We start from the raw sequence: 13986 nt of genomic DNA on the forward strand, positions 1-13986 counted from the left end.
CTACTGCCCGGCGCCAGGCGCCCGCGCGGCGGTCACCCGGACGGTCGCCTGGCGCTCCTCCTTCGCGTTGCGCACCGTGATCGACACGCCCAGCTGCTTGCCCTCGTCACCCGGGTTGCCCGACCCGAGGACGATCGCGCCGCCCTGCAGCGTCTTGCCGTAGAGCTCGGTCGCGGGCTTGCCGTTGGCCTGCACCACGCGCGTCGAGTAGCGCTCGTTGCCGCGCGACGGGATCACGACGGACCCGTCGACGTCGCGGAAGAAGATGGAGCTCCCCCGCGCCTCCAGCCCCGGGTACCAGCCCAGGCTGTCGGTGAACGCCGCGACGCCCGGACGGGGCTGCACCGTGGTGCAGAGCACCGCGGTCGGCTGCCCGTCGTCGGCGAAGCAGTCCTTGGCCTGGGACGTCGTGCGTGAGCTGAACGCCGCGTCGGAGGCGTTCACGCGGACCGGGAAGTTCTCCAGGTCCGACTCCCCGTCGACGTAGTGCTCGGCCGCCCTGCCGGTGTGGCGCAGGGGATCGAAGTGCGAGTCGACCAGGAGGAGGCCGCCCTTCGAGCCGGTGCTGGGCAGGTCGAACAGGTGCGCCGTCGGGTGGTTGTCCTCGCCGTAGGTCGTGTCGCGGTACCAGACCAGCATGCCCGGGGCGTTGTAGGCGACCTTCTCGACGCGCCAGGCGCCGCCCGCCGCCGGGTCCGACGGCGCGTAGGTCGAGTCGTAGCCGTAGGCCAGGCCGCGGTCGAACCCGTCGAGGTTGCGCCACTCCGCGAGGTAGTAGTGCGCGCGCTCCGAGACGCCGGGGTCAAGCCGCCAGCCCTCGCCGGTGGTGGAGGTGAACGACGCGACCGTCGGCGTCCAGCCGTTGTTGGCCTCCGCGTCGTCGCTCCACACCGTCTCGGCGCCGTTGGTCAGCGACAGGTCGTCCACGAACCAGCCGCGCTCCTCGAACGCCTCGTCGGTGGCGTAGCGCAGACGCACCTGGACCGTCTGGCCCGCGAACGGGGCGAGGTCCACGTAGTCGTGGCGCCAGCCGCCGCTGGACCCGGTCAGGCCGAACCGCTTGCCGCCGAAGTCCTGCATGCGGCCGTTGGGGTCCTCGTAGTCGGCGGGCGTGCTCACGCGCGCGCCGCCCTCGGTGAAGACCTCCTGCTCGGCCCAGGTCTGGCCGCCGTCGGTCGAGACCTCGACGAAGCCGAAGTCCCAGTCCTCCTCGATGACGTAGTCGTTCCACATCCGGAGCTTCACGTCGGTGCCCTGCGGCACGGCGAGCGTCCGGGTGAGGCGCACGTCGGCCCACTCCTGGTCGTCACCGGTCCACCAGGCGCGCTGCCCGCTGTGCGGCGTCGTGAGGCGCAGCTGCTTGGGCGGCAGCTCCACGCGCAGGCCGTCCTCGGTGCCGACCGGCGTCCGCGAGGTCTGGCCGAGCGTGACGTCGCGCGGCCGGGCGCCGACGGGGACGACGGCGGGGTCGGCCCAGCCCAGGACCCACTTGTCCCAGATGCCCATGTGCGTGGGCAGCGACTGGAAGATCGGCCCGGAGTGCGAGCCCGAGCTCATGAGGTCCCAGAACTCGATGTCGGAGTCCGCCGCGTTCGACGTGTCGTAGAGGTCCGGCAGGCCGAGGTCGTGGCCGTACTCGTGGGAGAAGACGCCGACGCCGGAGTCCTCGGGCTGGACGATGTAGTTGTCGAGCCGGAGGCCGGTGTCGCCGATCTCGTCGCCGTCGATGACGCTCGACGAGTGCGCCCAGATCGCGTACGGGCCCTGGGCACCGCCGCCCGAGGACTTGTCCTTGCCGGCGTGCACGAGCACGACGTGGTCGACGTAGCCGTCGGGCTCGTCGACGACCTCGTCGCCGTCGCGGTCGAACTGGTCCTCGGCGTCGTAGTCCTCGAGCGGGAACTCCGGGTCCTGCTCGACGAGGGCGTTGACGGCGTCGATGGCCAGCTGGCCCGGGCCCTTCGGGTTGTCGGGGTGGCCGACCTGGCGCTGGGGCTCGCCGGCCTCCCAGCCGCCGTCGTCGGTCTTCGTGCAGCGGTCGGCGCCGTACCAGGCCTCGGAGTGGTCGACCTTGACCCACGGGGTCGCGGCGCCCGTCACGGTGTAGGCGCCCTTGGACATCTCGAGGTAGTGGTTGCGCATCGTCGACCCGGAGATGTCGATCCCCCGCTGGCCGTCGGGCCCGCGCAGGTCGGGGCGCACGCGCTCGGTGATGCCCTCGGTGCTGTAGAGCAGCTTGTCGTAGTGGGCCGGGCTGAAGTCCGGGACCCAGAAGGTGTTGTTGTCGGGGAAGGGCGCCTTGGCCGGGTCGGGCATCTGGTTGTGCAGCGGCCCGCTCTGGACCGTGCCGGGCACGCAGGTGCGGTCGCCGAAGACGGTCTTCGGGACCATGACGCCGGAGAAGTCGTCCTTGGCCGCCTCGTCGAACTCGACGAGGATCGTCAGGAGCTTGGCCTCCTGGGTCTCGGGCGCCTGCTTGAACTCGGCGGGGTTGCGGCCGGTCTTGGTCGCCTTGTCCTCGTCGGCGGCCAGCAGCCGCGCGGCCTTCGGGTTGCCGCCGGTGTGGGAGCGCTCGAAGCGCCACGCGTCCTCGAGCGCCTTGGGCTGCGGCGTCTTCTCGTCCTTGCGCTGGCGGAAGGCCGGGGCGACCGGGTTGAGCCACGCCTGGCCGGCGCGGTCGGGCAGGGCGGCGCTGGCCGCGGTGCGCCGCTCGTCGTCGTCGGCGACGGCAAGCGGGATGCCGGCGCCCGCGAGCAGGGCGAACGCCGTGGCGACGGCCGCGATGCGACCGCCGGTCGAGCCCTCGTTGGACAAGGGGTCCTCCGTGTGGGAATGGGGTGGGTCGCCGGGGCGGCGCGCCCGGCGTCCCCCCGGAAGCGCGGCAAGCTACACCTGTCAGGGGCTCCTGTGTGGCCGGCGGGTCGCCTGCGGACCCGCCGGTCCGGCAGAGGTTTCAAGATCGGTGCTGACCGACCGCTCAGGCGCCCTGCTCGGGCAGCACCTCGGGCAGGCCGAACGCCGGGATCAGGCGACCGGAGAACGTCGTGAACTCGGCGATCTTGTCGCCGCGCACCCGCAGGACGTCGAGCTTGAACGCGCGGAAGCGGTCGTCACCCGGGGCCCGCAGGTAGCAGGCCGCGGCGGGGTGCCGGTTGGCGCGGGTCGGCAGCAGGCGCCACTCCCCCATCCCGCTCTCGTGGGCGCGGGCGAGCAGCGGCCGCAGCGCGTCGATGCCCTGGAAGGCCATCGGGTGGGGCGGCATGGTGATGCGGATGTCCTCGGTCACCATCGCGAGGGCGGCGGCGCTGTCGCCCGACTCGTGCGTGGCGATGTAGCCGGCCAGGAGCCTGGCCTCCGTCTCGGTCGTCTCGCGGGCGGTCCAGTCCTCGCGACGATCGTGCGGCAGGTGCTCGCGCAGCGTCGCGCGCGCCCGCTGCAGCGCGCTGTTGACCGCCGCCACCCCCATGTCGAGGTGCTCGGCCACGTCGCGCGCCGGCCAGTCGAGGACCTCGCGCAGGACCAGCACCGCGCGCTGCCGGGCCGGCAGGAGCTGGATCGCGGCGAGGAACGCGAGCTCGATCGTCTCGCGCGCGACGAGCGCCGCGTCGGGCTCCTCGTCGGCGGGCGCGACCTCCTCGAGCAGCTGGTCGGGGTAGGGCTGCAGCCACGGGACGTCGCCGAAGGACGCCAGTGACGGGACGCGCCGCCCGTCGCGCTTGATCGCGTCGAGGCACGCGTTCGTGGCGATCCTGTAGAGCCACGCCCGCAGCCACTCGCGGCGCTCCAGCGTGTCGCGGCGGTTCCACGCGCGCGCGAAGGTCTCCTGGACGAGGTCCTCGGCCTCCTCGAAGTTCCCCACCATCCGGTAGCAGTGGACGTGGAGCTCGCGCCGGTGGCGCCGGGCCGCCACCTCGAACTCCGCCTCGCTGTCGAGCACCCGCGCATCCTCGGTCATGGATGATGGGACGGCGCCGGCAGCGAGACTCATCGGTCGCCCGGGCTTGCGCTGACGGTCCGTCAGAGCTACGGTTGCGTAGGTATGGCGCTCCTCGACGAGCCGGCGACCACCCCGACGGCCCTCGTGGGCGAGGCTCCGCCCTCCCCCGCCGGCCCGATCAGCGAGGAGGAGCTGGCGGGCCTTGCGGCGCCGCCCGAGGTCCCGCTGCCCGGAGCGCTCCAGGTCCTGCGCTTCAGCCAGCGCCAGATCGAGTTCGTGTTCGGCGGCCGCCGGCGCCTGGGCGACGTCTTCCGCTTCCACGGCCCCGTCCCCGGCCGTCCCGTGCTCACCGCGCACCCCGACCACGTCCGGTCGATCTTCACCGCGAAGGTCGAGCACGTGCCCACGCTCACGTCGGAGTCGCCGCTGCGTCCGGTCGTCGGGCCCAACTCGGTCCTGACCGCCAACGGCCCGCGCCACCTGCGCCAGCGCAAGCTCCTGCTCCCCCCGTTCCACGGCGAGGCGATCGCGCAGTACCGCGAGATGATCACCGAGGCCGCGGAGCGCGAGATCGCCCGCTGGCCCGTCGGGAGGCCGCTCGCCCTGGCCCCGCGCATGCAGGCGATCACGCTGGACGTGATCATGGCCGGGATCTTCGGCATCGAGGGCAAGCCGTCGCCCGGCACGCCGGAGTTCGGCCTGCGCCAGGCCACGCGCCAGCTCGTGCAGGCCTCGACGTGGCCGGTCTACGGGCTCGTCGAGCTCATGAACCTCGGCAACGACGAGCCGATCGGCTTCACGAAGGCGGGCCTGCGCATCCTCGACGGCTTCACCTTCTCGGTCATCAAGCGCCGCCGCGCCGCCGCCGACCTGGAGGAGCGCCGGGACATCCTCTCGCTGCTGCTCCAGGCCCGCACGGAGGAGGGCGAGCCCCTCACCGACCAGGAGCTGCGCGACGAGCTGCTGACGCTCGTGCTCGCCGGCCACGAGACGACGGCCAACCAGCTCGCCTGGACCTGGGAGCGGCTCACCCGCACGCCCGCGGCGCACGAGCGGCTGCTGGACGCGGTGCGCGAGGGCGACGACGCCGCGGCCAGCGCCGAGGTCGACGCGGTCCTGCACGAGTCGATGCGCTCGCGGCCGGTGATCCCGGTGATCGGGCGCCGGGTGCAGGCGCCCTGGCAGCTGGGTCGGTACGGCGTGCCGGCCGGGACGCCCATCTCGATGAGCATCCTCCTCGTCCACCACCGCGAGGACGTCTACCCCGACCCGTTCAGCTTCCGGCCCGAGCGCTGGCACGACGCGAAGCCCGGGACGTACTCGTGGCTGCCGTTCGGCGGCGGGACGCGGCGCTGCCTGGGCGCCGCGCTCGCCATGGCGGAGATGCGTGTCGTCCTGCGCGCGATGGCGCAGCGCCTGGACCTCGAGGCCGTCGACCCCGAGCCCGAGCGCGCGGTGCACCGCAACGTCACGATGATCCCCCGCCACGGGGCGCGGGTCGTGGTGCGCCGGCGCCTCTAGCGTCGCCGGACCGACCCGGCCCCGGGCTGTGACCGGGCGCACGTAGGCCCGGAGGAGGAGGATCGATGTACCATCGATCGATGTCGACTTCGACGCTCGCGCGCATCGACGAGGTCGCCCGGTGGCGCGGCGACCTCCCGCGGGTACGGCTGGCGCTCGAGGCCGAGGCCGCGGCGATCGCCCGGCCCCGCATCTGGCCGGACACGCTCGGCGCCCTGGCCTCGACGGGCTGGCGCGTGCTGCGCGCCGCCGCGCCCGACGCACCGGTGGCGCTCCTCACCGCGGCGGCCTCGGCGGCGGGCCTGCCGGTCGCGCCGCCGGCCGCCTCGGCCGGGACGCTGGAGCGCGCGCAGCGCCTGGTCCGGGCGGGCGGGCCGACGTACGTGAAGCTGGGGCAGTTCATCGCCAGCGCCCGGGGACTGCTCCCGGACGCGTGGGTGGACGCCTTCGGCTGGTGTCGCGACGCGGCCCCGCCGCTGGCGCCTGGGGTGGTGGCGGAGGTCGTCGCCCGCGAACTGGGCGACGCGCGAGGGCGGCTGGCCTGGCTCGACGACGAGCCGCTGGCCGCCGGGTCCATCGGCCAGGCCCACCGCGGACGCCTCGACGACGGCACCGACGTCGTCGTGAAGGTCCGCCGCCCCGGCCTGCGCCGCCAGGTGCGCTCGGACGTCGAGACGCTCGCGCTCGCCGCGGCCGCCGCCGAGCGCCTGCACCCCGCCGCCGCCGCGGCGAACCTGACGGGCTTCGTCGAGCTCTTCGCCTCGCTGGTCCTGCAGGAGCTCGACCTGCGCCTCGAGGCGCTCAACCTCGTCGAGAGCGCGGCGATGTTCGAGCGGCGCGGGCTGGACCACGTCCGTGTCCCGCGTCCTGTCGAGGGCCTGGTGACCGAGCGCCTGCTCGTCATGGACGCACTGCCCGGGGTCCCCTACGACCGCGCAGCGGCCGAGCAGGGCCCCGTCGACGGCGAGCGCCTGCTGGGGCTGGCGATCCAGGGCGTGCTGCAGTGCACCCTGCTCGACGGCCTCTTCCACGGCGACCTGCACGCGGGCAACGTCCTCGTCGCACCCGACGGCGACTTCTCGCTCGTCGACTTCGGCATCTGCGGTCGCCTGGACGACCGCCGGCGCGCGGCGCTCGTCCGCTACCTCCTCGGCTTCGCCGCCTCGGACGCCGCCGCGCAGGTCGCGGCGATGCAGCAGTTCGGCGCCGTACCGGCCGACGCGCACGTCGGCGCGCTCGCCCGCGAGCTCCAGGCCGAGCTCGACCGCCTGGACGCCCGCGCCGACGGCGCCGTGACCTTCGACCGCCTCGGCGACACCCTCGGCCGGCTGCTGCGCGTCCTGGCGGCCAACGGCTTCACGATGCCCAAGGAGCTCGTCCTCTTCTTCAAGAACCTGCTCTACCTCAGCGCCTTCGCCGCGTCGGTCGCGCCCGAGGCCGACCTGTTCGCCGAGGTGACGGGCGTCCTGGGCCGCATCGGCGAGGAGCACGGGGACGAGCTGTCGGCGCTGCTGGCCTAGCCGGGCAGCGCGCGCAGCACCCGGCGCACGACCGGCCCGGCCGCGTCGTCCCCCAGCTCGCCGGGCCGTGCCACGACGCTCGCGGCGACCGCGTAGCGCGGGGCGTCGGCCGGTGTGAGGGCGATGAGGCTCGCCTGGGTGCGGCCGTCCGCACGACCCATCGTCCCGGTCTTCGCCGCGACGCGCGGGCGGAGGTCGCGCAGCGTCTTCGCGGTGCCGCGTCGCACGGCGTCGGCCATCGCGCCGCGGACGGTGGCCGCGACCTCGGGGCGCCACACGCGGTCGTGCGCGAAGGTCGCGGCGAGCTGCGCGAGGTCGTGGACGGTGGCGACCTGGGTCTCGTCGGGATCGACGTAGGCGCCCGTGCCGTCCTGGAGCGGCGCCGGTGTGACGGGGAAGCCGGCGCGCCGGGCGGCGGCGAAGAGCCGGCGGCGCCCGACGCGCAGCGAGAGGTCGACGAAGGCGGTGTTCGACGAGACGACGAGGCCGTCGGCCACGTCGATGGGGCCGAAGCGCTCGCCGCGGAAGTTCGTCATCCCCAGCTCGGGGATCGCGTCGCCCTCGAGCTGCGTGCCGGCGGTGATGACCCGCGCCTGCAGCGCGGCCGCGGCGACGAGCGTCTTGTAGGTGGAGCCGGGCCGGACGCGGGTGCGGCGTGGGTCGTGCCCGCCGCGGCCGGCCGCCGCGACCGTCCTGCCGGTCCGGGCGTCGAGGACGACGACCCCGCCGGTGCGGGTGCCGAGGGCCCGGCGGGCGACGGCGGCGAGGTCCGGCGCGGGCGCGGCGGGAGCCGTCGCCGTGGCGCTCGCCGGGCGCCGCTCGTCGGCGGCCGGCGCCGTCGTCCGGTCGTCGCCGCAGCCGGCCGCGAGCGCGGCCGACGAGGCGATCAGCGCGCCTGCGGCGCGGAGGCCTTGGACCATTGCGCCTTGTGGACGCGCTTGAGGGCCTGGTACTCCGCCAGGGCCTCGGGCGAGTCGACGTCGCCGAGCGTCGGGTGCCACGGCACCAGCTCGTGCGCGGCCGCGACGCCGAAGCGCTTGGCCAGGACGGCGCCCAGCGCCTTGACCTTCATCTCGCCGAAGCCGGGGAGCGCCTCCAGGTTGGCCCTGAGCTCCGCGGCGTCCTGCGCGTCGGTCCACACCCGCGCGGCGTCGCCGTCGTAGTGGTCGCGGACGTGGACGGCCAGCTCGTGCACCCGCTGGGCCATCGACCCCGGGAAGCGGTGCACGGCCGGCTTCTCGCGGAAGACCGCCTCGAGGTCGGCGTCGGCCAGCGCGGCGGCGTCGAGCGACCCGATCCGCTCCTTGATGGCCAGCGGCCCGACGAAGGCCTTCTGGACGGTCACCTGCTGGTCGAGGACGAAGCCCACCAGGAGCGCCATGGGGTCCTGCGCGATGAGCGCGTTGGCCTCCTCGGACGCCGTGAAGTGCAGCTGCTCGGGCACGGCCGCGATCCTACGCCTGCCCGACGAGCGTCTGACGCCGGTCCGGGCAGCAGGTGTCAGACACCTGTCGCGCGGGGTGGCGTCGGGCTACGCTCGGCCGGGAACACCCCGCCCTCCGATGCCGCCGCTCGTCCTCGCCCTCCTCGCCGTCCTGGCCGCCGGCGCCCTCCTCGTCGAGGCGGTGCCCGTCCCGCGGCCGCTGCGCCGCCACGCGTCGTCGCTGTGCGTCGCCTTCCTGGCGCTCTCGGTCGCGGCCGCCGGCGCGACGGTCGTGCTGGCGCTCGTCGAGCAGTGGGCCGGCGTCGCGGCCGGGATCCTCACGACGCCCGGGCTCGGGCTGCTGGCCCTCTGGGTGGCCGGGCGCTACGAGGTCCCCGCGCGCAACGCGGCACCGGCGCGCGACGCCGAGGACGACGAGGGCGGCGGCGGGCCGCCGCCGCGCCGTCCCTCCCCCGCGGGACCGTCGCCGCAGGGCCTGCCGTGGCCCGACTTCGACGCCGCGCGGGTGGCGTGGGAGCGCGACGCCGCGCCGGCGCGCGAGCGCGAGCCGGTCGGCGTCTAGCGGCGCCGGGCGCGCCTGCGCGCCTGCCCGAGCGCCGCCGGCAGGTCGCTCTCCGGCAGCACCGGGAGGAGCAGCCGCGACGGACGCTCGCCGCCGAGGCGCACGGTCGTGACGCCGGGCAGGGTCGGCAGGGAGGCCAGCGATGCCCCGACCAGCGTGAGGCGGATGCGGTGCCCCGCGCGGAAGCGGTTGCCGATCGGCCAGAGCTCCACCTGCAGGCGGCGGCTGCGGCCCGGGGCGGTCGGGCGCTTGCGCGAGAAGTCGCCGTAGGGCTGGACGAGCGCGCCCGACGCATCGCGCAGCGACCGGGCCTCGTCGACCTCCGGGAAGGACGACAGCAGCCGGCCGCTGGCCACCGGATGCGGCACGCCGGCGGCGTCGACGTCCGAGACGACCGCCCACACGGCGGTCTCCGGGGCCGTCGTCGCGAGGTCGACCTCGACCGCCGCGGGCCCCGCGGCGACGACGTCCCGGCGCAGCGGCGCGGTCGTGTACGACAACCCGAGCGGCTCGCTGAGCGTCATGTCGCTCAGCACGGGCAGGGCGCTCGTGAGCGCGTTGATCCCGAAGCCGCCGACGATCCCGGCGTTCGGCGGGTCCGTCTGCAGCGGGATCGACGGCAGCGCCGCGAAGGACTGCCGTCCGCCCTTCGCCGGCGCGCCGAGGGTGAGCGTCCCGGCGCTGGGCGACAGCGAGGTGCCGCTGCGCCGCGCGTCGAGCGCCAGACGCTCCCAGCGCGTGCCGGGCACGGGCCAGTCCCCCGCGTCGCGCGCGACGACCTTGCCGCCGACGGTGAAGTCCTCCCGGTCGCCGTCGGCCAGGAGCATCCGCACCCGCGGCTCGCGCTCGGCGCCGTTGTCGACGCCGCGCACGTGGTGGTCCAGCCACGCCCGGGACGCGGCGAGCCCGCCGTCGGTGCCCTTCGGCGCGCCGTCGTGGGCGCCCACCACCAGCAGGTGGGCGCCGTCGTCGCGCAGCGCCTGGAAGGCCTGGAAGGCCCCGCGCGACTCGACGTCGAAGAACGACCCGACCATGAGGACCGGCAGGTCGTTGACGTCGCCGCGGAAGCCGCGGGCGCGCCACCAGCCGTCGAGCGTCGGGTGCGCGAGCTCGTCCAGGCCGGCCTTGAGCAGGCCCCCCAGGACACCCAGCGCCGAACCCGGGTCGCGCCGGATCCGGTCGAGGCCCTGCGCCAGGGCCGGCACGCCGATGAGGCCCATCACGCCGGCCCCGGGCACGAGGTTGTTCACGCCGCCAGGGACGAGCAGGTCGCGGTAGAGCTCGAACGTCCCCGAGCCGAGGACCGCCGCCTCGACGCAGGGCAGCTCGAGGTGGAGGCTGTTGTAGATGGTGATCGCGCTGGCGCTGAACCCGCGCAGCGCGAGCCTGCCGGCGCTCCACGGCTGGTCGCAGGCCCATCGCAGGACCTCGGCGACGTCGCGTTGGGTGCGCGGACCGAGCGCGTCGAACGACCCGTCGCTGTCCCCGGTCCCGCGGATCTGGACGAGCAGGTGGTTGTAGGCCGGGCCGGCGTCGAGCGTCCCGCTGGCGCGGCCGTACGGGCTGAACTCGACGAGCGTCGGGCGTGCGAGCAGCGGGGCTTGACCGGTCAGCGTCGTCTGCAGGGTCACGCCGTCCGACGCGCGGGCGCGGTCCTGCCTCAGCGTCGCCGCGAAGACCGGGCCGGCGGCGGCGAGGACGACCGCCGTGGCGGCCAGCACGGCGAGGACGGCGCGGCGCATCGGCCGACCCTACCTCCTACGAACAGCCGTGTTCGCAGGAGGGCCGCTAGCCCTCGTCGCCCTCCACCCACCAGCGCTGCGGCGCGTGGACGTGCCGGACGTTGATGTCGACGCCCTGCTCGACGGCCTGGGCGAGCACCTCCGTCTGCCCGGCGTCGGCCCCGGCGAGGTAGGCCTGCGCGAGGGCGACGGCCAGCAGCCCGCGAGCGCGCTCGTCGTCCTCCTCGATGCCCAGCGACGCCGCCGCCCGCGCGATGATCGGCGGGAGCGCCTGGCCGGCGTGGGAGGTGTAGTTGCGCAGCAGGTCCCCGAACTCCGGCATCCGCCCAGCCTAGGACGGCGGCCGGTGAGGGCCTGGGTCCTCGGCCAGGACACGCGGCGCGCCAGGCAGGACGGCCCACGCGGCGTCCCCGGGGCGCAGCGGCGCCTCGCTCAGCCCCTCCACCCCGGCCACCCGGACGCGGTGGCGGTCGCCCTCGGGCGCGACGGCGCTGACCGTCCCGGCGATCGCCGGCGCGCCGTCCTGCGGCGCCGCCGGCACGACGCGCAGCTCGTGGGCGTGGACGGCCACGACGACGCGGCCGCTGCCGGGCACCGGCACGACCGGTCCCGCGTCGAGCTGGACCGTGGCGCCGGTCCCCCGACCCCGGAGGAGCTGGGCCCCCGTGAACGCCGCGACGAAGGGCGTGGCGGGCGCGGCGAGCAGCGCGTCGGGCGTGCCGGTCTGGACGACGGCGCCGTCGCGCAGCACGCACACCCGGCCCGCGAGCGCAGCGGCGTCGCGGAAGTCGTGGGTGACGAGGAGCGTCGGGAGCCCGGCCTCGGCGAGGTGCTCGGCCAGCTCTCCGCGGACGCCGATGCGGGTGTGCGCGTCGAGCGCCGCCAGCGGCTCGTCGAGCAGCAGGACGCGCGGGCGGCGCGCCAGGGCACGGGCCAGCGCCACGCGCTGGCGCTCGCCCCCGCTCAGGCGCCCCGGGCGCTCGCCGGCGAGGTGGCCGACGCCCAGGCGCTCGAGCAGGTCGCCGGGATCGCCCGCGAAGGCGACGTTGCGCGCCACGGTGAGGTGCGGGAAGAGCGCGTGCTCCTGGGGCACCCAACCCACGGCGCGCCGCTCGGGCGCCAGGTCGATGCGGGCGCCCGCGTCGAACCACGTCTCCCCCGCGCTCGCGATCCGGCCGCGCGCCGGCCGCTCGAGCCCGGCGACGGCCCGCAGGACCGTGGTCTTCCCGCTGCCCGACGGACCGACGACCGCGACGACCTCCGCGCCCGCGGCGAGGCTCAGGCCGACGGCGAAGGCGCGACGCGGGACGACGACGTCGTCGAGCTCGAGGAGGTCCGCCATGCGAGGAGCAGCTTGTAGGAGAGCAGGACGCCGGCGCTGACGACGACGAGCAGGACGCCGATGGCCAGCGCGAGGTCGAAGTCCGCCTCGAGCTGGTCGTAGACCGCCAGGGTCAGCGTCTGGGTCTCGCCGGCGACGTTGCCGGCGAAGATGATCGTCGCGCCGAACTCGCCCATGCCGCGCGCGAACGCGAGCACCCACCCGGCGACGAGGCCGGGCAGCGCGAGCGGCACCACGACGCGGGCGAAGGTCCGCGCGCGCGAGGCGCCCAGCGTCCGGGCGAGGTCGCGCAGCGTCGGGTCGACGGCCTCGAACGCGGCGATCGCCTGGCGGACGTAGAACGGCGACGCGACGAACGCGACGGCGACGACGACCGCCCACTGCGAGAAGGGCAGCACGACCCCCGCGTCCTGCAGCTCGTCGCCGAGCAGACCGCCGGCGCCCAACGCGCTGAGCAGCGCCACGCCCGCGACGGCCGGCGGCAGGACGAGCGGGAGCTCGACGAGCGTCACCAGGAGGGCGCGGCCGCGGAAGCGCCTCGTCGCCAGCATCCATGCCGCGGGCGTCCCGAGCGCGAGGACGAGGACGTTGGCCAGGCCGTTGGTGATCGCGGTCACGCGCAGCGCCTTGCGCACGTGCTCGTCGCCGAGCAGCGACGGCACGTCCCCCAGCGGCGCCTCGACCAGCAGCGCGACGACGGGCAGCGCGAGGAGCGCGAGCAGCAGGCCGGTGGCCAGGGCGAGCCCGGCGGTCCCGGCCAGGCCGCGCCGGTCCAGGGTCATCGCGGCGGCAGGCCGAAGCCGAAGCGCTGGAGGACCGCCCGCCCGCGGGCGCCGAGCAGTGCGCGCACATAGGCCTTCGCGCCCTCGCCGTCGCCGCCGCGACGCCGGACGATGCAGCCCTGGTAGCGGACGGTCGGCTGCGCCCGGCGCGGCAGCGCGATGGCGTCGGTCCGCCCCGCCGCGGCGCGGGCGTCGGTCGCGTAGACGAAGCCCGCGTCCGCGCTGCGCAGCGCGACCTTCGCGACGACCCCGCTCACCGCCGCCTCCTGGGAGACGGTGTTGGTCCGCAGGACCGAGCTGAGGCGCAGGCGCTGGAGCACCTGCCGCGTGTAGTCGCCGATCGGGACGCCGCGGCTGCCGACCGCCAGGCGACGCCGTCCGCTGCGCAGCCCGAAGACCGACCGCACCTTCGCCGGGTCTCCCTGCGGCACGAGGAGCACGAGGCGGTTGGTCGCGAAGGTCAGCGGCCGGGTGCAGCGGCCCGCGCGGTAGAGGGCGAGCGGCTCCCTCGGGCTGGCGGCGAGGAGGACGTCGGCCGGCGCGCCCCGCTCGACCTGGCGCTGGAGCGTGTTGGAGCCGGCGAAGCTGTAGCGGGGACCGTCGTCGAACGCCGGCAGCGCCTCGCGCAGGGAGGCGGCGGCGTAGACGGTCAGCGCGTGCGCGGGCGCCGCGAGGCCGAGCGCGAGCAGGAGGGTCAGGAGCGCCGTGCGGCGGACGGGCACGTCGTGCAGCGTACCTCGGCAATGCCTAGGCGCGCTCGACGACGACGGTCGTCGCCTTGACGACCGCGGTCGCGACGGAGCCGGGCTCGAGGCCGAGGTCGTCCGCCGCCTCGCGCGACATGAGCGAGACCACGCGGTACGGCCCGCAGGCGAGGTCGACCTGCGCCATGACGCCGTCGCGCTTGATGTCGACGACGACGCCCGTGAACCGGTTGCGCGCGCTGGACCGGCCGTCGGTCGGCGTCCGCTCGCGCAGCAGCCGCGCGAGCTCCTCGGGCGCCATCACCCGCTCGCCCCCGACGCGCTCGAAGGCCACCTTGCCGTCGCGCTCCCAGCGGCGCAGCGTGTCGACGCTGACGCCGAGGGCCTGCGCCACCGCGCCGATCCGGATGCCGTTCTCGCTCACGGGCGAGG

13 protein-coding genes are annotated in these 13986 nt (G+C 75.6%); 3 read left to right on the forward strand and 10 right to left on the reverse strand.

Going from position 1 to position 13986, the window contains the following annotated elements; translation table 11 throughout:
- Both JUB12_RS04960 and JUB12_RS04965 read right to left on the reverse strand, forming a co-directional pair.
- Positions 1 to 2814, reverse strand: coding sequence for an immune inhibitor A domain-containing protein (locus JUB12_RS04960; RefSeq protein ID WP_205698519.1), 2814 nt, complete (start codon positions 2812 to 2814; stop codon positions 1 to 3).
- Positions 2815 to 2977: 163 nt separating this feature from the next.
- Complete coding sequence (locus JUB12_RS04965; RefSeq protein WP_241004418.1) at positions 2978 to 3937, reverse strand: RNA polymerase subunit sigma-70; 960 nt, start codon at positions 3935 to 3937, stop codon at positions 2978 to 2980.
- Between the two features lie 102 nt (positions 3938 to 4039).
- On the opposite strand from JUB12_RS04965, the gene JUB12_RS04970 reads away from it, so the two are divergent.
- Together JUB12_RS04970 and JUB12_RS04975 are read left to right on the forward strand one after the other, a co-directional pair.
- On the forward strand, positions 4040 to 5458 hold the full coding sequence (locus tag JUB12_RS04970) for a cytochrome P450 (protein WP_205698521.1): 1419 nt from the start codon (positions 4040 to 4042) through the stop codon (positions 5456 to 5458).
- A gap of 80 nt (positions 5459 to 5538) precedes the next feature.
- Positions 5539 to 6978, forward strand: a complete 1440-nt coding sequence (locus JUB12_RS04975) for an AarF/ABC1/UbiB kinase family protein (protein ID WP_241004419.1) — start codon at positions 5539 to 5541, stop codon at positions 6976 to 6978.
- On the opposite strand, the gene JUB12_RS04980 is transcribed toward JUB12_RS04975, so the two are convergent.
- Both JUB12_RS04980 and JUB12_RS04985 read right to left on the reverse strand, forming a co-directional pair.
- A complete protein-coding gene (locus tag JUB12_RS04980) occupies positions 6975 to 7898 on the reverse strand; it encodes a penicillin-binding transpeptidase domain-containing protein (protein ID WP_205698523.1) in 924 nt (307 codons plus the stop codon). The genes JUB12_RS04975 and JUB12_RS04980 overlap by 4 nt on opposite strands.
- A complete protein-coding gene (locus JUB12_RS04985) occupies positions 7865 to 8422 on the reverse strand; it encodes an HhH-GPD-type base excision DNA repair protein (protein WP_205698524.1) in 558 nt (185 codons plus the stop codon). The genes JUB12_RS04980 and JUB12_RS04985 overlap by 34 nt, the downstream gene beginning before the upstream one ends.
- 118 nt (positions 8423 to 8540) lie before the next feature.
- Here JUB12_RS04985 and JUB12_RS04990 point away from each other — a divergent pair, with 118 nt between their 5' ends.
- On the forward strand, positions 8541 to 8984 hold the full coding sequence (locus JUB12_RS04990) for a hypothetical protein (protein WP_205698525.1): 444 nt from the start codon (positions 8541 to 8543) through the stop codon (positions 8982 to 8984).
- Here the strand turns inward: JUB12_RS04990 and JUB12_RS04995 are convergent.
- Genes JUB12_RS04995 through JUB12_RS05020 form a run of 6 tightly spaced genes read right to left on the reverse strand, consistent with a single transcriptional unit; the run spans position 8981 to position 13978 of the window.
- The gene (locus tag JUB12_RS04995; protein ID WP_205698526.1) at positions 8981 to 10726 is read right to left on the reverse strand and encodes a CocE/NonD family hydrolase; all 1746 of its coding nucleotides are present in this window, start codon (positions 10724 to 10726) and stop codon (positions 8981 to 8983) included. The two genes, JUB12_RS04990 and JUB12_RS04995, sit on opposite strands and share 4 nt — an antisense overlap.
- Positions 10727 to 10772: 46 nt before the next feature.
- Positions 10773 to 11048, reverse strand: a complete 276-nt coding sequence (locus tag JUB12_RS05000; protein ID WP_205698527.1) for a hypothetical protein — start codon at positions 11046 to 11048, stop codon at positions 10773 to 10775.
- Positions 11049 to 11057: 9 nt separating this feature from the next.
- Positions 11058 to 12068, reverse strand: a complete 1011-nt coding sequence (locus tag JUB12_RS05005) for an ABC transporter ATP-binding protein (RefSeq protein WP_205698528.1) — start codon at positions 12066 to 12068, stop codon at positions 11058 to 11060.
- Positions 12005 to 12850 carry an ABC transporter permease gene (locus tag JUB12_RS05010; protein WP_205698529.1) on the reverse strand — a complete coding sequence of 282 codons (846 nt, stop codon included), beginning with the start codon at positions 12848 to 12850 and terminating at the stop codon, positions 12005 to 12007. Before JUB12_RS05010 ends, JUB12_RS05005 begins: the two co-directional genes overlap by 64 nt.
- A complete protein-coding gene (gene modA / locus JUB12_RS05015; RefSeq protein WP_205698530.1) occupies positions 12847 to 13572 on the reverse strand; it encodes a molybdate ABC transporter substrate-binding protein in 726 nt (241 codons plus the stop codon). Before modA ends, JUB12_RS05010 begins: the two co-directional genes overlap by 4 nt.
- A gap of 25 nt (positions 13573 to 13597) precedes the next feature.
- Positions 13598 to 13978 carry a molybdopterin-binding protein gene (locus JUB12_RS05020; RefSeq protein ID WP_205698531.1) on the reverse strand — a complete coding sequence of 127 codons (381 nt, stop codon included), beginning with the start codon at positions 13976 to 13978 and terminating at the stop codon, positions 13598 to 13600.
- Between the last annotated feature and the right edge of the window lie 8 nt (positions 13979 to 13986).

It is taken from the genome of Conexibacter sp. SYSU D00693 (genome assembly GCF_017084525.1).
In the GTDB taxonomy this organism is placed as follows: Bacteria; Actinomycetota; Thermoleophilia; order Solirubrobacterales; family Solirubrobacteraceae; genus Baekduia.